The sequence below is a fragment of the Sandarakinorhabdus sp. genome, from assembly GCF_032115815.1.
Classification (GTDB): Bacteria; Pseudomonadota; Alphaproteobacteria; order Sphingomonadales; family Sphingomonadaceae; genus Sandarakinorhabdus.
The window spans coordinates 1-20,567 of record NZ_JAUMBI010000277.1 but is presented as its reverse complement, the minus strand read 5'-3'; the positions used below and the strand labels follow the sequence as shown (position 1 = coordinate 20,567).

Below are 20,567 nucleotides of genomic sequence, written 5' to 3'. Positions count from 1 at the left end.
GCCGAATTCACCGATACCGCATTGATGGAACGCCGTGATCTGAAAGATTATCGCGTCATCCATTTTGCCACCCACGGTCTGGTGACGGCGCCGCGCCCGGAATGCCCGGCGCGCCCGGCGTTGCTCACCAGCTTTGGTGGGCCGCTCACCGATGGCCTGCTCAGCTTCCGCGACATCTTCGATCTCAGCCTGGACGCCGATACCATCATCCTTTCCGCCTGTGATACGGCCGGCGCTGCCACCGCTTCGGCCACGCGTGAAGCCGGCATCACCACCGGCGGCAATTTCGCCCTCGATGGCCTGGTGCGGGCCTTTGTGGGTGCCGGCGCGCGGGCGGTGATCGCCAGCCACTGGCCGGTGCCCGACAGCTTCGATGCGACGAAAACATTGATCACCGGGTTGTTTGCCGATGCCGGCGAGGTGAGCGTGGGTGAAGCCCTGCGCCGCAGCCAGGTCAAGATGATGGATGTCGCCGAGACCTCACATCCCTATTACTGGTCGGGCTTTGCAATCATCGGGGATGCGGCCAAGCCGTTGATGAGCAGCCGGCCCGGCACGCGCCCGGGCCCCTGACGTTTCGTGAAGGTCGGCCTTGCCAATCTGCAGCGTGCCATCGGCCTTGCCGGCCCGCTGCGTCTGCTTGTTACTGGCCTTGTGCTGGTGCTGGCGCTGCTGGTTGGCCGTTACAGCTGGAACATGCCCTTTGCCCTGGCGGCCGAACGCGGCCTGTACGACGTTCGGGTCGATCTGAGCGCGCCGCGCATCGATCAGGACGATCGCATCGTGCTGGTGGTGTTCACCGAGGAGACTCTCGCGGCTACTGGCAAGCGTTCCCCGCTGGATCGCACCATGCTGGCCCGCGCGCTGACCAATCTCGACAAGTTGGGCCCGCGCGCCATCGGCGTCGACATCCTGATCGATCAGCCGCAACCGGAAGATCCGGTGCTTCGCCAAGCGCTGCTCGACATGAAGACGCCAACGTATTTTGGCTTTTCCAGCAATGCCGAGAATGGCGAGTTCGTGATGCCATGGCAGGAAGCGCATATGCGCGGCTTTTTCGGCAGTGTTGCCAGCGCCCCGGTGCGAACCGCCAACATCCGGCTGGATGTGGACAGTGACAACACGTGGCGGCAATGGCCGAACCCGGCGCAGCGGCCACCGAAACTGCTGGTGGGCGCCATTACCGGCGCGACTGGCTATGAACGCTATCGCGGCTCGGCGATGTTCCGCAAACCGCTGTTGGCGGATCGGCCGGTGTTTGCCTCCCTGCCGGTGGATCTGTTCGGTGATCCCGATACCGCCGCCGCCCTGAAGGATGCCATTGCCGGCAAGATCGTGCTGGTTGGTGCCGATCTGCCCGAGGTTGACCGGTTCATCACGCCCTTCACCCGGATTTCCGGCGCCACCACGCCGGGCGTGGAGTTGCATGCCGTGCTGATTGCGCAGGCGCTGGATGGCAAGCGGTTGCAGCCACTGTCGCCACTGGTGCTGTGGGGGCTGGCGCTGTTGGCGGTGGTGCTGGGCAGCCTGACCGGCGGGCTGGATTCCGGCGCCCGTCTGCTGGTGCCTTTTGCGGTGATCGGCATCGGCTTGCTGGGTTGGCTGCCTTATGGCCTGCAGGGGCAGGGCTTTGACACCTATGGCATGTCGTGCGCGGGGTTGGGCATCGCCTGGCTGATGGCGCTGATGGCGTCTGGCACACTGGCCCGCATCGTTGGTGCCGAACAGCGCAAATTCGCACAGGGCGCGCTTGGCAAATATCTGCCGCGCGATGTGGCCGAACAGATCTTGCGCGATCCGGCCCGGCTGGCGCTGCAGGGGGAACGCCGGCCGATCTTCGCGCTGTTCACCGATATCGAGGGCTTCACGTCGATGTGTCAGAGCCAGCCGCCGGAAGTGGTGGCTTCGACATTGAACGAATATCTCGACACGATGAGCGACGTGGTCCTGAAACATGGCGGCACCATCGACAAGTTCGTCGCCGATGCGGTTGTCGCTTTCTGGGGTGCGCCGCTTGCCCGGCCCGATGATGCCGCGCGGGCGCTGGCCTGCGCAGTGGAGATGGCCCAGGCCGGCGAACGCTTCAAGGTGGCCACGCCCGAACGCCCGGCGATGGGCCGCACACGCGTCGGGATGCACTGGGGCGACGTGGTCGTGGGCAATTTCGGCGGGGAAGGCCGCATTCAATACACCGCCTTGGGCGATTCGATGAACGTGGCGGCGCGGCTGGAAGGTGCCAACAAGACGATGAAGACGGCAGCGCTGGTGAGCGGGGAAGCGGCATCGCAGATGGGGCTGGAAAATTTCCGCGCCATGGGCCGGGTGCGCGTGCGCGGCCGCCAGAAGCCGATCGAAGTCTATGAACCCATTGGTGCGGGCACCGCGGTGGACGACAAGGTGCTGGCCGGACTTTATGCCGGCTTCGAACGTGGCGATCCGACAGCGCTGGATGCGCTCAGGGCTCGTTCAGCCGCTGCACCACAAGACGTCGCACTTGCGTATCTGATAAAGCGAATGGAACAGGTTGGACCCGGAGGCGTTTATGATCTCGATTAAGCCTATTGCAGCCCTGATTGTGGCGTTTGCTGCTACCACCGCGATGGCTGGCCCGCTGGTGGTGCGCGCGGCCGGTCCGTCGGCCGCCCAGTTCAAGCCCGGCCAGCGTCTGGCCGATGCGCCGGTGACTCTGAAGGCCGGCGATTCGATCGTCGTGCTGGATGCAAAGGGCACGCGCAGCTTTTCCGGCCCCGGCACCTTCAGCCTGACTGCGGCGAGCGCTGAAGCGCAGCAGGTCGCCTTTTCTGATCTGCTGGTGCAGAAGCCGGCCCGCCGCGCCCGCATCGGGGCAGTCCGTTCCGCCGGTCAGGATCAGGGCCCGCCCACCCCGCCCGGCGTGTGGGCGCTGGATACCCGCCAGTCCGATACGGTGTGCGCCATCGATCCGGCCAATATCACGCTGTGGCGCGCGGAAACCACGGTGGCCCAGACCTATGCCATCACCCGAGACGATGGCGTGACCGCCTCGCTCACCTTCGGACCCGGTCAGGCGCTGGCCAATTTGCCGGCCGAAGTGGCCGGCAAGCTGGGTGCGCTGAAGATCAGTGGCGGCAAGGCACCGGTGACGCTGAATGTGAAGCAGATCGCGGCGCCCGCGGATGTAGAGGCGCTGGGGACGGCGTTGGTTGAAGCCGGTTGCCAGAGCCAGTTCCAGCGTCTGGCGGTCAATACGTTCCAGGACTGAGCTTGGGCGCGCTTCACCTCATCGTGAAGCGCACCTTGCGGTTGCCGAAATCCAGTGCAACGCGGCGGAAGCTGGACAGAAGATCCGATCCCAGGAAGATCGCCGGCTGCGTGCTCAGGCCGAACAGGGCGAAGGGCGGCGCATCGGCAAAGGCCACCACGACATTGTTGAGGATCAGTCCGCCGATCCTCACATTGCTTAGCACCATGGCCTCGGCCTTCAGCACCTGCCCGGTGACGGACAGCAGTTCGATATCGATCATCTTTTCGGGCCTGCGGGTGCCATAAAGCCGTTCACGCAAGGCGCGATTGCCCAGCGTGACTTCACTGCCGGTATCGATCACCGCCGATACGGCACGATTGCCGATCGATGCCTGGGTGATGATCAACTGGCCCTTGCGGCGGCGGGCGGTCACCACGATTTCCTGGCCAGTGGCGGCAAAGGGCGTGCGCGAATCCTGCACCGTGATGGTGCGCTTGTCGAAATCCAGCAACAGCCGTTGATCGGCCAGCGCATCGATGCCGATCAGGCCATCGGCACCCAGATGCCGGGCTGAGAGCGCCGGCGCGTTGATCGGGCCGATTTCCGACTTGCCGATGGTGAGCATGGCCACCTCGACCGTGCCAACACTTATGGCGCCAGCCATGCCCTGCAAGCGCACCGACTCGCCAGCCGGCAGGTTCAATCGGGCCGCCAGCCCATCGCTGACCACCGAACGATCAGCGCCGGAATCGACCAGGAAACGGTGCGGCCCGATGCCGTTCACCTTCACATCGACAAACATGCGCTTTTTCAGCTGCTCGGCTTCCAGCGCGTCGCCCAGTATTTCGAGGTTGTTGTCGATGATGGCGGGCGCAATCAGCGGTTGGCCAGGAACGGATGCGGCCGGCGGCGTCACGCTGGCGGTGGCAGCCGCCAGCAAAAGGGGCAACAGGGACATAGGTGCATTGTCTGCCTGATACGGTGGTGGTGCAAGTGGCCGATTGCAAAGCCGCGCCAAACGCCTATGCCGACGCGGTGGAAAGCAGCCTTGCCATCATCGCCACTGCCACCGGGCTGGTTGCCCTGGCCGAGATTGGCGACAAGACCATGCTGCTCGCCTTGCTGCTGGCGGCGCGCTTTCGCCAGCCGGGCAGCGTGATTGCCGGCATCCTGGTGGCGACTCTGGCCAATCATGCACTGGCCGCCTGGGCCGGGGCGGCGCTGGCTGGCTGGCTGGCCGGGCCGTGGTTTCAGCTGGCAGTGGCGCTGGGTTTCATCGCCATGGCAGCGTGGACGCTGGTGCCCGACAAGATGGACGACATGCCGGCCGTGGCCAGCGGCGCGCAGGCGTTCTTTGCCACCACAGTTGCCTTCTTCATCGTGGAGATCGGGGACAAGACCCAGATCGCCACCATCGCCCTGGGCGCGCGGTTCCACGATGTGCTGGCCGTCACCATCGGCACCACGCTGGGCATGATGATCGCCAACGTGCCGGCCGTACTGCTGGGCGAGAAACTGCTGGAACGGGTGCCGCTGAAGGCCGTGCGCATGGGTGCTGCGGCCGTGCTCGCCGTCTTGGGGCTCGTCATGCTGGCGGCATTGTGGCCGCAGATCGTCAGATGATACCGCGGGCCTTCAGCTCGTCCAGCGCAGCAGCATCCAGTCCCAGCATCTCACCATAGACCGCTTCATTGTCCTGCCCAATCGTCTCGGGCGCGCGGCGGCGGACGCTGCCGGGCGTGGCCGACAATTTGGGGAAGACATTCTGCATCTTCACCTCGCCCCAGCGCGGGTGGGGAACGGCGATGATGGCTTCGCGCGCCTGGAAATGCGGATCGTCGAGCATGTCCTGCGGGCGATAAAGGCGGCCGGCCGGAACCCCGGCGGCGACCATCTTGTCTTCCAGCTCGGCGATGGTCAGCATTTGCGTCCAGTCGCCGATCAGGGCGTCCAGCTCTTCCTGATGCTTTCCGCGCGCGACATGGTTCACATAGCGCGGGTCCTTCGCCAATTCGGGACGACCCATGGCGCCGCACAGGCGGCCGAATACCGTGTCCTGATTGGCACCGATCAGATATTCACCGTCCTTGCACGGATAGACGTTGGACGGCGCAATGCCCGGCAGCACGGAACCGGAGCGTTCCCGCACATAGCCCGAGGCGACATATTCCGGCACGAGGCTTTCCATCACCTGCAGCACGGCTTCATACAGGGCGGAATCGACGATCTGGCCCTTGCCGGTGGCATGGCGATGGTTGAGCGCCGCCAGCGCCCCCATGGCGCCATAGGTGGCCGCCAGCGTGTCACCGATCGAAACGCCCATGCGGCTGGGCGGCCGATCCGGATCACCCACGATCGCGCGCCAGCCGCCCATCGCCTCACCGATGCCGCCAAAGCCGGCGCGGGCCGAATAAGGGCCCGATTGGCCATAGCCCGAGACGCGCACGATGATCAGGCCGGGATTTTCGGCCATCAGCACGTCGGGCGACAGTCCCCATTTCTCCAGCGTGCCGGGGCGGAAATTCTCGATCAATATGTCGGCCTTGGCGATCAGGCTGCGGGCCAATGCCTGGCCCTCGGGCTCACGCAGGTTGCACGACACCGCGCGCTTGTTGCGGGCGACCACTTCCCACCACAGCGGGTAATCACCGCGGCCCCACACCCGCATGGGATCACCCTGGCCGGGCGGTTCCAGCTTGATCACATCGGCGCCCATGTCGCCCAGCAATTGCCCGCAGAATGGCCCGGCAATCAGCTGGCCCATTTCCACGACTTTTATGCCCGCAAGGGGGCCGTTATTCTCAACGCTCATCGCTGGTCCTTATTCGGCCGCGATGGCCATGTGGTGCCACACCGGCTGCCTTGGCGCCGGCAGGCCAGTTTCGGCCTCGCACGCCGCGCGCAGCTCGTCCACCGTGCCGCCGCGATTGAAGATCTCCGGTTCGGCAGGCTGAGCGGCGGCCAGTTCGGCACGCAAGGCTGACGTGGCTGCTGCGTCCACACGGCCCTCGCTGTCGGCCACCACCCCGTAGGCGCGGGCACCGATGGCGCTCACCAGCCCCTGGCGGATTTCCAGGCCGACAAGTGCCGGATCACGCTCCAGCGGGTTGCCCCAGCCGCCGCCGCCCCAAGTGATGAAGTGCAACTGGTCACCAGCTTCGACATCAAGGCTGTCGAGCTTGTTGGCGACGATGGTCTGGGTGCCATCGGCCTTTTCCAGGATCTTGCGGGCGCGGCTGCCCGGCGCGCCGCCGTTGACGCCCCACGGGTAGGTGAACCAGCGGTCATCATGGATGGAAACGCTGCCGGCGCTGAGGAAACGATAGCTCATCAGGATGCCGTTGCCGCCACGGTTCAAGCCAGCGCCGCCGGTATCCGCCAGCGCCTCGTAACGTTCGATGCGCAGTGGGAAATAGCGTTCCAAGAACTCGTTGGGCACGTTGGTGAAACCCGGCCACAGCGAATGGCCATCGGGGCCATCGCCGAATGGCTTGCCGGGAATGCCGCCGAAACCGATCTGGAACAGCTGGAACCATTCGCCATTCTTGCCCGGCCGCTGATCGCGCCCGGAATACATCAGGTGTGGCGACGAGGAGAAACCGGCGGCACACAGGAACTCCGGCGTGCGCTGGCCCAGCAGCGCGCCCAGCAGGTCGAAAATGCGGCCCAGCGCGTGGGTGCGACCCGACAGGGCGGCGGGGTAGCGCGGCTTCAGCAGCGAGCCTTCGGGGATCTTCACCTCGATCAGATCATAGAAGCCATCATTGAACATGATCTGCGGATCGAAGACCATGATCATGTAAATGCCGAAGAACATCTTGAACATGTTCTCGTTCAAATAGAAATTGATCGCTGCGTCGCTCTGCGGATCGGTGCCGTCGAAATCCAGCACCACCTTGTCGCCAACGCGCTGCATGGTGCACTTGATCTTGTAGGGGCCATAACCCACGCCGTCATCGCAGACGAAATCTTCAAAGCTCACCTTGTCGGTGGAGACGGACGTGGCAATCAGCGCCTTCATGGCGCGGTGATTGCGGGCCAGCAGCTGGTCCATCGCCGCCACCACGTCGTCCTCGCCGAAACGCGCGCACATTTCATCGATGCGCCGCGCGGCGACACGGCAGGAGGCGATCAGCGCATTCAGGTCGGCCGCGCACCAGTCCGGCTTGCGGGTCTGGTGCATCACCAGCTTGATCAGATCCTCGTTATACTCGCCCTTGCGCCAGATCTTCACCGGCGGGATGCGCACGCCTTCTTCAAAGATGGCGCGGGCGTCGATCGGCATGGAGCCGGCGACCTTGCCGCCAATGTCGCTCTGGTGGCCGAACATCGCGGTCCAAGCCACGAGCCGGCCCGACCGATAGACCGGCAGCAGCACCAGCCAGTCGTTTGAATGGCTGATGGCGCCTTCGCAGCTGTAGGGGTCAGACAGGAAGATCATGTCGCCTTCCTCGATGCTGCCGTCCCAACCACGCAGGAAACCATCGATGAAGCTGCCGAACTGGCCAACGATCATCTTTCCCGCCGGGTTGGCGATCATCGGGAAAGCGTCGCCTTGCTCGCGGATACCGGGCGACATGGCGGTGCGCACCAGGGTGGCGTCCATTTCGATGCGGGCATTGCGCAGCGCGTTCTCGATGATGTCGAGCGTGACCGGATCGATGGTCTTGGCCGCGAAGGGGCGCGGATTGGTCTCGATGATGCGAGCAGGCATGGTGCAGTCCTTCAGGGCTTGCCGGTCATGGCGTAGTTCAGCAGCCGGCTGAACCCTTCGCTCATCACGCTGTCGACCGGCACGGCCAGCGTATCCAGGTTGTTTGCGGCCGGGCCGGCGACGCGATAGGTCATCGTCAACCGTGTGCCAGAGCCTTCGCCGCGAAGGCTGAATTCCAGTATGGCGTTCACCGGCAACGCCTGCAGCGGGCCAAAGCCACCCGACAAGCGCAGCGACGATGGCGCAACCGCGCTCAGCACGACGGCATGCTGCACGCTGTTCTTGTCCCAGCGTTCCAGCAGCAGGCCGCCGCCGCGCGGATCGAGCTGGATGGCGCCGGCCTGACCACTATAGCTGTGGGCCTTGTCCCACCATTTCGACCAGTTGGTCAGCGCCCGCCACACCCGCGCCGGCCGCACATCAACCACGGCCGCGCTTTCCGAAACAAAGCCATCGGGTGCCGATTTGATGACGGCGGACTGGGCCGGGCTGGCCAGCGTCGCAAGCAGCAGCAGGCCGGTGGCGAAGACGGGATGATGAAGGGAGCGCATCATTTCTCCGGCGTGATCAGCAGATTGCCAAAATCATCCACGCTGGCGATGTGGCCATTGTGGACGAGGGTGGTTGAATCCATCTCGGTGATCACCGCCGGGCCGGCCACCACGTCGCCAGCGCGCAGCTTTGACCGGTCATAGATGGCGGCGGCGCGGGCCTGGCCGTCCATCCACACCTCGTGGTCGCGCACCCGTGCGGCAGCGGGGTTGCCGTCACCTTTCGCAATGCGTTCGGCCGAAACATTGGCGGCCTTGCCCAGCGCGACGACCCGGATGTTGACCAGTTCCTGCGGCACCGAAAGGTTGAACGTGAACAATCGCTTGTGCTCGGCATCGAAGCGTTCGGCGAGGCTGGCGATGGTGGAGCCGGGAGGCGAAAACAGCGGTACTTCAAAGGCCTGGCCGGCATAGCGCACATCGACCTCCACGCGGATCTCGATCTCGCTGGCGGCCACGCCTTCGGTGGCCAGCTCGGCGCTGGTCTGGACGATAAGCTCATCGATCACCGCGCCGACTTCGGCATCGCTGGTTTGCGTCACCAGCTTGTTGAAGCTGCGTTGGGCATCAACCCGCAGCCGGGTGGTGGCATCGCCATAGGCGCACAACACGCCCGGCGAGGGCGGGATGATCACGGGCCAGCTGCCCATCAGCATGCCCATGGCATTGCCGTGCAGCGGGCCGGCGCCGCCAAAGGCCATCAGGGCGAAATCGCGCGGGTCATAGCCCTGCTGGACGGACACCAGCCGCAGCGCGCCGAACATGGTTTCATTCACGATGGCGATGATGCCGGCGGCGGCTTCCAGCAGCGGCAGGCCAAGCGCATCAGCCACCGTCTGCACGGCGCGCCTGGAGGCTTCGCGGTCCAGCTTGAAACTGCCGCCGAGCAGGTTTTCCGGCAGATAGCCGAGCACCACGTTTGCGTCGGTCACGGTCGGCAGTTCGCCGCCGCGGCCATAGGCAGCCGGACCGGGCACGGCGCCGGCCGATTGCGGGCCAACACGCAGCGCCTTGGTGAGTTCCGGCACGGTTGCAATGGAGCCACCGCCGGCACCCACCGTCTTCACGTCAAGGCTGGAAGCGCGCACGGTGAGGTGGCCAACGCTGGTCTCGCGGCGGAGACGCGCCTGATAATCCTCGATCAGGGCAACATCGGTGGAGGTGCCGCCCATGTCGAGCGTCAGCACGTTGGGGAAACCGGCGTTCTTGGCGATCCACACCGCGCCCGCCACACCGCCGGCCGGGCCAGACATCAGCAGGTTAACCGGCGCCGTGCGGCTCTTTTCGGCGCTCATCAAGCCGCCGTCGGAGCGCAGCAGGTTGAGCTTGGCGGTGGTGCCCCAGTCTTTCAGAGCGGCTTCGAGATTCCCGACATAGCGCGATACGGTGGGACGCACGGCGCTGTTGGCCACCGTGGTCAGCGCCCGCTCATACTCCTGCATTTCGGGCAGGATGTCGGCCGACAGCGACACGGGCACGCCCGGCAGTTCCTCTGCACAGATCGCAGCGACGCGGCGTTCGTGGGCATCGTTCATGTAGCTGTTGATCAGGCAGATGGTGATGGCTTCCACCTTCTCTTCGGCCAGCCGCTTCAGGCTCTGCCGCAGCGCCGCCTCGTCGAGCGGACGCACGATTGCGCCGTCGGCGCCGATGCGCTCGGCGGCTTCGATCGTGGCTTCCAGCGGCGCCATCGGGGTGGGCTTGGGCCAGATGATCCAGGCCGCCAGGCCGCCCGGCACCAGCGAGCGGGCGATCTGCAGGATATGGCGATAGCCTTCGGTGACGATCAGGCCGACCCGGGCGATCTTGTGTTCCAGAACAGCGTTGGTGGCGACAGTGGTGCCATGCAGGAACAGCGACAGATCGGCCGCCGAAATCCCGGCCTTTTCACAGAGTTGGCGGGCGCCGGTGATCACCGCTTCGGAAGGATCATGCGGGGTGGAAGGCACCTTGTCCCGCACGGCGCGGCCCGTGGCCTCGTCGATCACGATCAGATCGGTGAACGTGCCACCCACATCGACGCCTAAGCGATAGCTCACGAGTTTGCTCCGGTTGGAATTGGGCGCGCAATGAAGTCCCCGGCCTTGCCCGCCCGGCTGGGCAGCGCCCGGCCCATGATGGTGGCGAACCAGCGATTGGCTTCCAGCGTGGTTTCAAGATCATAGCCGGTAGCGATGCCCGAACGGCCGAACAGATAAAGCAGTTCTTCGGTGCCGACATTGCCGGCAGCCCCGGGCGCGAACGGGCAGCCGCCAAGGCCGCCAAGGGCAGAATCAAAGGTACGGCAGCCGGCCTGATAGCCCGCCCAGGCATTGGCCGGTGCCAGCCCGCGGGTATCGTGCAGGTGCAGACGGATCGGGATGGGGGCAATGGCCTCGATCACGCGGGCAGTGAGATCGCCGACCTGCGCCGGCACCGCCACCCCGATGGTATCGGCCAGCGCGATTTCCTGGGCGCCCGCATCGGCCATGCGCCTGGCCAGTTCCACCACGCGGTCTGCCGGCACCGGGCCTTCATAAGGGCAGCCGAAGGCGGCGCTGATGGTGACCTGAGCGTAAAGCCCTGCATTCCTTGCCATTTTCAGCATGGCGCTGTTGGCGGTGATGCCATCGGCGATCTTCTGACCCTGGTTGACGACGCCGAACGTGTCGCTGGCCACCAGCACGCAGCCGGCTTCATCGAGCGGCCGCGGATTGTCCTGCGTGGCGATGGCACGGGCGACGCCGCGTTCGTTCAGGCACAGGCCGATGAAGCGCACGCCGGGCGCTTCTGGCAGGCCAAGTGCCACTTGTTCGGCGTCGCCCATCTGCGGCACGCGGCGCGGATTGACGAAGGACACCACTTCGACACGTTTGGCACCCATGGTCACCAGATGGTCAATCAATGCCAGCTTGTGGTCACTGGAAACCAGCACGGACTCGTTTTGCAGGCCATCGCGGGGCGAGACCTCGACGATTGTCACCGGATCGGTGATGTTCGGGCTGGTGGGAGACATGGGGTTTTGTATACAAAGTCGAGGCGCCCCTGTATAGACGGCGTGAACGGAGGAAATCGTGAATCAGGCCAATCCGGAGGCGGATTATGCGGCGGCCGGCTTTGGCCAGGGGCTGATGCTGGGGCCGCGGCCGGCGTTGCTGATGATCGATTTCGCGCGGGCCTATTTCGCGCCGGAATCGCCGCTGTATGCTGGCGTGGAGGCCGCCCGTGATGCGGCCGCGCAGGTGCTGGCGGCGGCCCGTGACCATGGTGTGCCGGTGTTTCACACCCGCGTGGAATATCAGCCGGGCGGCGCCGATGGCGGCATGTTCTTCCGCAAGATCGCGGCGCTGAAGGTGTTCGAGGCCGGCAGCCCGCTGGGCGATTTCGAGTCGCCGCTGGAGCCGGCGCCGGGCGAGGCGGTGATCACCAAGCAGTTTCCGTCCGCCTTCTTTGGTACTGATCTGGCGGTGCGGCTGAACAGCGCAGGCATCGATACGCTGGTGATCTGCGGGCTTTCCACCTCGGGCTGCGTGCGCGCCAGTGCCGTGGATGCGATCTGCCATGGTTTCGTGCCGGTGATCGTGCGCGAAGGCGTGGGGGACCGGCTGTCGGCCGTGCACGATGCCAATCTGTTCGATCTGGCCGCCAAGACTGCGGAGCTGCGCAGCATGGCCGAAATAATCACCTATTTCGAAGGTGTTGCATCCTGAAACGCGTGCAGGGCGCGGCGGATATGGGCGGTCATCACTGCCCGCGCCCAATCTTCATCATGGGCAGCAAAGGCCTGGATCAACTGGCCATGTTCGTGGGCTGAACGGGCCAGATCGGCGCGGTCATAGCGGGTGGCGGTGCGCCGCACGATCGGTTGTTCCACCAATCCGGCCAGCATCGTGGACAGCCGCGCCGAGGCCGACGCGCTCAGGATGATATCGTGAAAGCGGCGGTTTTCGGCGAGGAAGCGCGCGATATCCGGTTGCGGCAGCGCGACGGCGGCTTCGATGGCGGCGTTGCACTGGCGCAGTTCGGCCAACTGCGCCGGGCTGACACGGCGGGCGGCGCGGGCGGCGGCATGGCCTTCCAGCATGGCGCGCAAGGCAAAGATTTCAGCAACATCGTCACTGTCCCAATCGGCCACCACCAGGCGGCCGCCGGGGGTGCGCACCGCGTAAAGTTCCACCTCCAGCCGGCGCAGCGCATCACGGATGGGCGTGCGCGACACGCCGACGATATCGGCCAGCGCCTCCTCGCGCAGCGGCGTGCCGGGGCTGGCATCGCCCGCCAGGATCAGGCCCCTGATTTCGGCATAGGCGCGATCGGCGGCGCTGGCTGCGGCGTGGCTGGTACTGGTGGCGTTACCCGACATTTTCATCCTGTTGCAAAATGGTCGCGCCGCCCCGTGTTTGCAGCGAAACGGACGAAAGCCCGCTTGCATATGGACGATTTTGTATACAATAGCAGCGACGCATTTGTCACTAAACTGGTGCCAGAACGGGCGGGAGCGGGGAAACATGACGAAGATTTGCAGCCAGACGCTGGCCAATTGCATCCGGGTGCTGCCGGCGAGTGCCGGCGCGGGTCCGGTGGCTGGCGGCGTGCTGCCGGCTGCTGGCGGTCTGCTGCCGTCGCGTCTGGCCCGGCTGCTGATCGGGGTTTCCGGCCTGATGCTGGCCGCCACCCCAGCCATGGCCCAGCAGGCTGCCGCCGCTGAAGACGAGTCGGGCGAGATATTGGTGACGGCGCGCCGCAACAGCGAGCGCCTGATTGACGTTCCTGCCAGCGTGTCGGTGGTCACTGCCGAAACGCTGGCGGCAACCGGCACCTTCCGCAGCCAGGAAATACTGCAGCTCACCCCCGGTGTGACCATCGTTTCGGGTTCGGCGGAAGCCGGCGACACCCAGATCAACATCCGCGGCCTCAATGGCGCCCGTGACGCTGAATCGAGCGTGGCGCTGGTGGTCGATGGCATTTTGAAAACCAACACGGCGCAGCTGAACCAGGTGCAGGGCACGCTGCGCCAGGTGGAAGTGCTGAAGGGCCCGCAGGGCGCCATCTATGGCCGCAACGCTGCGGCCGGCGCCATCGTGATGACCACGCTGAAGCCCAGCGACAAATGGGAAGGCGGCGTGCGCGCCAACTATGGCGAACTCGCCACCGCCCAGGCCTTTGCCTATGTCGCCGGCCCGCTGACGGACACGATCGGCGTCGTGCTTTCGACCAACATGCAGACCACCGATGGGTTCTGGCGCAACGAGTATCTCGATAACCGCAAGGTGGTGGACGACCAGTTCAACTTCGGTCTGGATGGCCGCATCGTCGCCAAGCTGGGCGAGGCCACCACGCTGGACGTGAAGAGCCGTTTTGCCCGGCTGGAAGGCGCGTCGATCAACTTCAACGCCAGTTTCCATCTGCCCAACTTCGCGGCGGTGAACCCGGCCTTCTATGAAAACGTCAACCAGCGCCCGTTCCGCTATTATAGCAACATTCGCCCCACCAACGAACAGGAGACCTTCGAGGTTTCGGCCCGGCTGGAACATGATTTCGGCCCCGGCAAACTTTCGGCCTGGGCGCTGTTCTCCGATGTCGATCAATCGCTGACAGCCGATGGCACCTCGGCCGATTTCGCCCGCTACACCTTCCCCGGCGCGACGCCGACCAGTGTTGCAGCGTCGAACCAGTGCTTTGCCACCACCGGTGCGCTCACTGGTTATCCGCTGGCGCCGCCGACGTTCATCGGCCAGATCCCGGTGCCGTTCATTTTCGCCCCGGCCAATGGTTCCACCTTCGGCGCCTACAGCCCGACGACCTGCGACGGCACCCAGTTGCAGACCCGCCAGCAGAAGGACATTTCAGCCGAAATCCGTTATGCCTCCACGCTGGATGGCCCGATCAACTGGTCGCTTGGCCTCTATTATCTCAACATCGATCGTGAAACCGGCATCAGCCTGGGGGCCGATCTGGGCCAGGGCGTGTCGCGCACGCTGTACAACGCGCCGGGTTCGTCCAACCCCACCAGCCAGCTGTTCAACGATCGTTTCCGCACCGATGTCTATGCCGCCTTCGGCTCGCTCGATTGGAAGCCGGTGGAACAGTTCACCATCGGCCTGGCCCTGCGGTATGACATCGAACGCCGCCGCGCCGAAAATCTGGTGCCGTTCGTGCTCGATCCGATCAGCGGCGGGCAGATCAACCCCGGCCAGGTGGGTGGGCCGATCCCGCCTTCGGCCAGCACCTTCAAGCAGCTGCAGCCCAAGATCACCCTGGCGTACAAGGTGAACGACGATACCAATCTGTTTGCCAACTGGGGCGTGGGCTTCAAGGCCGGCGGTTTCAACAACCAGGGTTCGGCCGCCATCGTGAACAACAATTTCAACAATGGCCGCGTGCCCGGCACCATCAATGCTGGCGTGACGATCAACGATCAATATCGCCTGGAACGCTCGTCCGCGTTCGAAGCCGGCATCAAGGGCAATCTGCTCGATGGCCGCATCAGCTATGATCTGGCGGGTTATTACACCCAGGTCCGCGACATGCAGTTCTTCGAATTCTTCGTGGGCGGCTTTGGCCTGCTGCGCGTGGTGTCGAACATCGATCGCGTCGATCTGTGGGGCGCCGAATTGAACCTGAATGCGAAGATCGTTGATGGCTGGACGGTGTTTGCCAGCGGCAACGTCACCGACAGCGAGATCAAGTCCAACCGCAGCCGGCCCGACACGCTGGGCAACAAGAGCCCCTATACCGCCGATTACACGTTGAATGTGGGCACGCAGGTGAGTGTGCCGGTGAGCGACCGCCTGAAAGCCAATTTCCGCGCCGATTACCGCCTGACCGGGCCAACCTGGTTCCACAGCGTGCAGGATCAGGAAAAGCCGACCCTGTTCAGCGGCCTGCTGCCGATTTCGGCTCTGGCGCTGCCGGCGGTGGTGGGCAACGCGCGGTACGATGTGACGCGCCGCGATGCGTTCGGCGTCGTCAACCTGCGCGCCGGCATCGAGGGCAAGAACTGGCAGGTTTCGGTGTTTGCCAACAACCTGCTCGACAAATTGTGGCTGAACGAGGTGATTCCGGCTATCGAATTTGGTGGATCGTTCATTTCGCCCGGCCAACGCCGCATTATTGGCGGTGAAGTCAGCTTCAAGTTCTGATATCAACTTCAGCCATGGGCCGCCTCCCCCCGGGGTCGGCCCACTTGGCGGGGAGGGCCCGCCCGGCCCGTCGCTCCACCCCCACCCAGGAGCGACGGGCCGTTTGATTCTTGGGGGTGAAGCGGCCTGACTGCGCCGGCTACGTCACGCTGCAGCGACAAAAAAGCGGGGCCCCGGATCAAGTCCGGGGCGACGGGTTAAATCAGCGAAGATCAAGCGAAATTGAAGCTGATCGAGATGCGTTCCGCTTTGGCGGCGCTGGGCATCACTTCGTGGCGCAGCCAGCTTTCCCACAGCAAGAGATCGCCCGCCGCCGGTTCGACATGGACGAAATTGCGGCTCTCGGCCGGCGCATCGCCGGTGCGCGGGGGGCTGTGCATCAGCATCGGCAGGCGTGGATCCTCGAAACGGATGCTGCCGGAACCGGGGGGCACCTCCACATAGAGCGTGCCGGAAATGATGCTGTGCGGGTGGATATGGCCGCTGTGGCCGCCGCCGGGCTTGAGGATGTTGACCCACAGGCTGTCCAGCTTGGGCTTGCGGCCCGCCAGATCAAGGTGGGCAGCCGCGGCAAAGGCGTTGGCCTGTTTCACCAGCCAGCGCGCCAGATCGCCAAAGGCCGGATCGCGCGCCGGCAGATCGTTCAAGGAGGCATAGCTGGTGTAGCCGCGATAGCGGTGATCGCGGCTCCAGCGGCGGCCGGCGCTGTCATCCTCGGCCAGTGACCGGCAGCTGTGGGCCAGATCGGCGAGCAGCCCGGCATCATCAAGCCGGCCCTGCCAGAGCGGGGTGGGGAACAGAAGAGTGATCGCCATGCCACGCCCATGGCGGCTTCGCGCGCGGGCGGCAAGCCCGGAGGTGACAGCATCCATAATGGATGAAATGCGGCGGCGGCACGCAAAGTCCAAAAGGGTGCAGCCGTTACCGGCCTTGGACAGGGTTCTTGCCAGCAGGGCGAAACCGCTGCCAGCCGGGTGACCGATCATGGGCCTCCCGGCGGACAGCCAGGGAGATTCATGAATGACGCCGATCCGATTGCGCCCGACGATGATGGCCGGCCTGGCCATGATGGCCGTTGCCAGTGCCGCCAGTGCGCAACAGGTGATCACCCTTACTCCGACCAGCAACCAGAAGACCGTGCTGGCCAGCGTGCGGCCGGGTGACACGCTGCGCATCACCGGCACGTTCGCCGCCCCGCTGGTGCTGCGCAATCGCGATTTCGGCAATGTGCAGGTGGATGCCAGCGGCGCCGTCTTCCAGGGCGGGATGGTACTGAACAACGTGCACAATCTGGCCTTTTCCGGCGGCACCTATGGCCGCGCCGATCTTGATATCCGGGCCTGGCACACGGTGCAGGTGCAATTGAGCAGCAACATCAGCCTGGCGCAGGGCCTGTTTCTGGGCAACAGCGACAATCGCGGTTCGGGCCTGCTGGTGGTGCAATCCCACCAGGTGACGGTGCGGGATTCGCAGTTCAACGGCCATGGCACCGGCATGGGCGTGCGCAGTTCCACGGGCGTGCTGGTAACGCGCAACAGCATCACCGGCAGCCTTGCCGACGGCATCAACGTGGTGGACAGCCAGCGCGTGATCGTTTCGTCGAACAGCTGTTCGGCCTTCACGCCGGGCGTCGGTTCGCACCCCGATTGCATCCAGCTGTGGAGCCTGAATGGCCGGCCGCTGCAATCCGATATCGCCATTTTGAACAACAGCGCCATCGGCAACATGCAGGCCTTCGTGTCGTTCGATCCGCGCACCGGTAGTGGCGAACGGCTGATCTTTGCCGGCAATTACGCTGCCATCACCTACACCCACGGCGTCAGCTGCACCCGCTGCAACGATTCGATCTTCATCGATAACATCTTGTCGAACCTGCCGGATTCGCGCTGGGGTGCGCCCAGCGTACGCCTGACCGAAGGGCTGCGCAATGTGGTGGCGGGCAACCAATCCTTTGATGTGCGCGGGCTGGCCGGGATCACGGGGTTCGCGCTGCCGCAGCCCGTCTGGTCCAGCTTCACGCCGGCCTGGGCGGGCGGGGTTGGCAGCCAGATCAACAGCCTGTTTGCCACCAGCTTCGACATTCCGGCAGTATCGGTGAGCAGCGTGCCCGAGCCGGCAAGCTGGCTGATGCTGAGCCTTGGCTTTCTGGCGGTGGGGCGCCAGTTGCGGCAGCGCAGCCGTCGTGGGCCAAAGTGGGTGATGGCCTGATCAGCTGATCAGGCTGCGCTGCATCATCACGATATCGAGCGGTTTGCCGAATTTTTCGCCAATCTGTTTCAGCAGGCCGGCGCGTTCAAAGCCGCAGGATGCGTGCAGGTTGATCGAGGCATTGTTGCCGGAATCGCCGATCACCGCGATCAACTGCCGGAACCCGGCCGTGCGCGCTGTGCTGCTCACCGCCATCAGCAGCGCCTGGCCAATGCCGGTGCGCTGGGCATCGGGCGCCACATAAACGCTGGTTTCGCCGCAATAGCGATAGGCCGGGCGATCCCGGAACTGGGTGACATAGGCATAGCCATCCACCTTGCCCATCGTCACATGCACCAGCCACGGCCAGCCGTGCGATTTCACCTTCATCAGCCGCTGCGCCATTTCGGCCGCAGACGGTGGCTCGATCTCGAAACTGGCGGTGCCGTTCAGCACGGCGGGCGCATAGATGGCGGCGAGGGCCGGGGCATCCTCCATGCGGGCGGGGCGGATGCTCATGCCGCGTCCAGCGCGCGTTCGGCCGGGCGAGCGAGCAGGGTGCCACCGGGGCCGATCACCACCGGCCGGTTGATCAGGATGGGATCGGCCAACATGGCGGCCAATATGGCGCCGTCGTCTGCATCTGGCAGGCCGCGTTCCTCTGCATCGGTGCCGCGGGTGCGCAGCAGGGCTTTCGCGCCGCCCACGGCCGCGGCAACGCTGGCCAGCATGGCGGCATCGGGCGGGTTTTTCAGATATTCGATCACGCGCACATCATGGGCCTGATCCTGCAACAAAGCCAACGCATTGCGCGAGGTGCCGCACTTGGGATTATGCCAGATGGTGATAATGGCCATTTGCCGTGATTCCGCCGCCAACCCCTTGGCCTGCCATGATTTGGCGGCCTTGTTTTGCAGCAGTCTGGCATGGCGTGGCGGGCGAAGTCCAGCGGCGAGAGCCGGTGATTTTTGCTAGATCAGCCCGCGGCTGATCAAACATTCCTGTACGGCGCGTTCGCCCATATCGATGGCGGTATTGGTGAAGGCCGAGGCCGACGCATCGGCATTGGCGATGGCCATGCGGCCAAAGCTCTGCCGGCCCAATATGTGCGGCCGCTGTTCATCGGGCACATCCGGATCGCCCAGCGTGTCATAGGTGTAGCTGTAGCCATGCGGCCAGCGGTTGACGGTGATGCCGGCAATGTCGCGCGCCGCCTCGAAGCCGGCGCTGCCCAGCATGCGCTGCAACTGGCTCCTGATCTCGCGTTCGATGGTGGTGTAATCGGTGGCCAGCATGTCGGCGCGGCCGATGCGGTTCTGTTCCTTGCGGGGCAGGCCCGGGCTGTTGGGGTTGCGCACCATGTGCAGCACCACGGGCTCATCCGGGCTCTGCGCGCTCTTATAACCACCAATCGCCATCGGCGTGTCGAGCGCGGTGGTGGTGTGATAGCCGTTGGGCGCGTGGATGGCCTTGATGCCCAGCTTTGCCCACGCCCGCCAGTCACGCAGCAGCACGTTGGTGTATTGCATCGGCACTTTCGACGGATAGAGCAGCGCCGCTTTCTGCGCCTGCGGCAGGCTGGGCACGATGAAGGGGATGATGTTGTTGAAACAGGCGAGGATCACGTTGGCCGCCGTGACCGCGACGCGCTTGCCATCCTTCACATACACCACGCGCGCCGCCTTTTCGGTGCTGCGCGTCACCGGCCCCAGATGTTCGGCGCGGATCACCATGCTGTTCAGCCGGATGCGCACCGGGTTCTTCGCATTGTCGAGCGCGGCATAATTGGCCGGCGCCAACACCACGCTTTCCTGATCGAGCTTGCCCGGGAACACGCCCGGCACCAGCGCCGACACCAGCAGCCGCGCCACCGAGGCATTGCCATCGGGCCAGTGGAAATGCTGGGCTTCGGCGTGAATCTGGCCGGGCAGGGTCATCCCGGCAAAGCCCGGCGCGCGCTTGCTCAAGGCGGCTTCCCAGGCCGGCAGCGTGTCCACCCGCTTGTTGTTGCGATAGCCCTGACCGGTGAAGAAGGGGAGGCTTTCGGGCAGCATGCCGGCCTGTTTCAGCAGATAATCCTGATAGCTCATGGCTTTCAGCGCCGCCGCCTTTGCCTCTGGGTCGAGGCTGGGCAGATGATCCTTCACCTCGGTGTGCAGGCGCGTCAGGTCAGCGCGGACGGCGGGCGACAGCGGGGCTTCGGCGAAGAACTGCGCCCACGGCTTCTTGCCCGTGCCGGTGACCAGGCGGTCGCTAAGGAAATGCTCCCGGTCGAAGAAAGTGGCGTTGACCAGCCCGGCATAGGCCTTGGTCTCGAACCGTTCGTAGCTGGTGAGATCGACGCCCAGATCGGCCAGCAGCTTTTTCGACGTGAAGCTGTAGGGGAAGGGCGATTCAATGCTCATCGTGCCGCCATAGGCAAGGATGGTGCGGCCGCCGTAGTGGAACTCATTGCGCTTGGCGTGGCCGCCGAAATCATCGTGATTGTCGAGGATCAGGATCTTGCGATCGTCGCCCAGGGCCTGGCGGTAGAAATGGGCCGCCGACAGTCCGGAAATGCCGCCGCCCACGATCACCAGATCATAATGTTCGCCGCTGTCATCCGCCGGAACCGCGCCGCCAAAGCTGCCGTCGCGGGCCATGTGGGCGGTTTCGAAGCTGCCTGGATATTGCCCGCGCAGGCCGGTCTTCAACGGCGGGTATTCGGCAGAGCTTTCTGCCGCCCATGCCGGCAAGGACAGGCCAGACGCCGCGACACCAACCGCCACGCC

General features: G+C 64.8%; 18 protein-coding genes. 7 read left to right on the top strand and 11 right to left on the bottom strand.

The window, feature by feature from the left end:
• The 3 genes from RT662_RS16060 to RT662_RS16050 all read left to right on the top strand — a co-directional run.
• Positions 1-573 (top strand): CHAT domain-containing protein (locus RT662_RS16060; protein WP_313671698.1); only part of this gene is annotated, 573 nt, incomplete at its 5' end.
• Between the two features lie 6 nt (positions 574-579).
• Positions 580-2,556: an adenylate/guanylate cyclase domain-containing protein gene (locus RT662_RS16055; RefSeq protein ID WP_313671697.1), complete on the top strand. Its 1,977-nt coding sequence runs from the start codon at positions 580-582 to the stop codon at positions 2,554-2,556.
• 19 nt (positions 2,557-2,575) lie between these two features.
• Positions 2,576-3,241, top strand: a complete 666-nt coding sequence (locus RT662_RS16050) for a hypothetical protein (RefSeq protein WP_313671696.1) — start codon at positions 2,576-2,578, stop codon at positions 3,239-3,241.
• Positions 3,242-3,254: 13 nt separating this feature from the next.
• On the opposite strand, the gene RT662_RS16045 is transcribed toward RT662_RS16050, so the two are convergent.
• Positions 3,255-4,181, bottom strand: a complete 927-nt coding sequence (locus RT662_RS16045) for a retroviral-like aspartic protease family protein (protein ID WP_313671695.1) — start codon at positions 4,179-4,181, stop codon at positions 3,255-3,257.
• Between the two features lie 149 nt (positions 4,182-4,330).
• On the opposite strand from RT662_RS16045, the gene RT662_RS16040 reads away from it, so the two are divergent.
• Entirely contained in the window at positions 4,331-4,846 is a 516-nt protein-coding gene (locus RT662_RS16040) for a TMEM165/GDT1 family protein (RefSeq protein WP_313671701.1), read from the top strand.
• On the opposite strand, the gene RT662_RS16035 is transcribed toward RT662_RS16040, so the two are convergent.
• From RT662_RS16035 to RT662_RS16015, 5 genes are read right to left on the bottom strand one after another with little or no spacing between them, the layout of a single operon-like run.
• Positions 4,839-6,035: a CoA transferase gene (locus RT662_RS16035; protein WP_313671694.1), complete on the bottom strand. Its 1,197-nt coding sequence runs from the start codon at positions 6,033-6,035 to the stop codon at positions 4,839-4,841. The genes RT662_RS16040 and RT662_RS16035 overlap by 8 nt on opposite strands.
• A 9-nt stretch (positions 6,036-6,044) precedes the next feature.
• The gene (locus tag RT662_RS16030) at positions 6,045-7,937 is read right to left on the bottom strand and encodes a hydantoinase B/oxoprolinase family protein (protein WP_313671693.1); all 1,893 of its coding nucleotides are present in this window, start codon (positions 7,935-7,937) and stop codon (positions 6,045-6,047) included.
• 11 nt (positions 7,938-7,948) lie between these two features.
• A complete protein-coding gene (locus RT662_RS16025) occupies positions 7,949-8,491 on the bottom strand; it encodes an SRPBCC domain-containing protein (protein WP_313671692.1) in 543 nt (180 codons plus the stop codon).
• Positions 8,488-10,527, bottom strand: a complete 2,040-nt coding sequence (locus RT662_RS16020; RefSeq protein WP_313671691.1) for a hydantoinase/oxoprolinase family protein — start codon at positions 10,525-10,527, stop codon at positions 8,488-8,490. The genes RT662_RS16025 and RT662_RS16020 overlap by 4 nt, the downstream gene beginning before the upstream one ends.
• The gene (locus RT662_RS16015) at positions 10,524-11,483 is read right to left on the bottom strand and encodes a hydroxymethylglutaryl-CoA lyase (RefSeq protein ID WP_313671690.1); all 960 of its coding nucleotides are present in this window, start codon (positions 11,481-11,483) and stop codon (positions 10,524-10,526) included. The genes RT662_RS16020 and RT662_RS16015 overlap by 4 nt, the downstream gene beginning before the upstream one ends.
• Before the next feature lie 58 nt (positions 11,484-11,541).
• Here RT662_RS16015 and RT662_RS16010 point away from each other — a divergent pair, with 58 nt between their 5' ends.
• Positions 11,542-12,177, top strand: coding sequence for an isochorismatase family protein (locus RT662_RS16010; protein ID WP_313671689.1), 636 nt, complete (start codon positions 11,542-11,544; stop codon positions 12,175-12,177).
• Here the strand turns inward: RT662_RS16010 and RT662_RS16005 are convergent.
• Positions 12,153-12,836 carry a GntR family transcriptional regulator gene (locus RT662_RS16005; RefSeq protein WP_313671688.1) on the bottom strand — a complete coding sequence of 228 codons (684 nt, stop codon included), beginning with the start codon at positions 12,834-12,836 and terminating at the stop codon, positions 12,153-12,155. The two genes, RT662_RS16010 and RT662_RS16005, sit on opposite strands and share 25 nt — an antisense overlap.
• A gap of 139 nt (positions 12,837-12,975) precedes the next feature.
• On the opposite strand from RT662_RS16005, the gene RT662_RS16000 reads away from it, so the two are divergent.
• Positions 12,976-15,609: a TonB-dependent receptor gene (locus RT662_RS16000; RefSeq protein WP_313671687.1), complete on the top strand. Its 2,634-nt coding sequence runs from the start codon at positions 12,976-12,978 to the stop codon at positions 15,607-15,609.
• A gap of 212 nt (positions 15,610-15,821) precedes the next feature.
• Here RT662_RS16000 and RT662_RS15995 read toward each other — a convergent pair whose 3' ends face one another.
• The gene (locus RT662_RS15995; protein WP_313671686.1) at positions 15,822-16,424 is read right to left on the bottom strand and encodes a TIGR02466 family protein; all 603 of its coding nucleotides are present in this window, start codon (positions 16,422-16,424) and stop codon (positions 15,822-15,824) included.
• 205 nt (positions 16,425-16,629) lie between these two features.
• Between RT662_RS15995 and RT662_RS15990 the strand changes: the two genes are divergently transcribed.
• A complete protein-coding gene (locus RT662_RS15990; protein ID WP_313671685.1) occupies positions 16,630-17,817 on the top strand; it encodes a right-handed parallel beta-helix repeat-containing protein in 1,188 nt (395 codons plus the stop codon).
• Here RT662_RS15990 and RT662_RS15985 read toward each other — a convergent pair whose 3' ends face one another.
• The 3 genes from RT662_RS15985 to RT662_RS15975 form a co-directional block, all read right to left on the bottom strand.
• Positions 17,818-18,315, bottom strand: a complete 498-nt coding sequence (locus RT662_RS15985; RefSeq protein WP_313671684.1) for an N-acetyltransferase family protein — start codon at positions 18,313-18,315, stop codon at positions 17,818-17,820.
• A complete protein-coding gene (locus RT662_RS15980; protein WP_313671683.1) occupies positions 18,312-18,653 on the bottom strand; it encodes an ArsC/Spx/MgsR family protein in 342 nt (113 codons plus the stop codon). The genes RT662_RS15985 and RT662_RS15980 overlap by 4 nt, the downstream gene beginning before the upstream one ends.
• A 114-nt stretch (positions 18,654-18,767) precedes the next feature.
• Positions 18,768-20,567: FAD/NAD(P)-binding protein (locus RT662_RS15975; RefSeq protein ID WP_313671682.1), on the bottom strand; the 1,800-nt coding region annotated here is incomplete at its 5' end.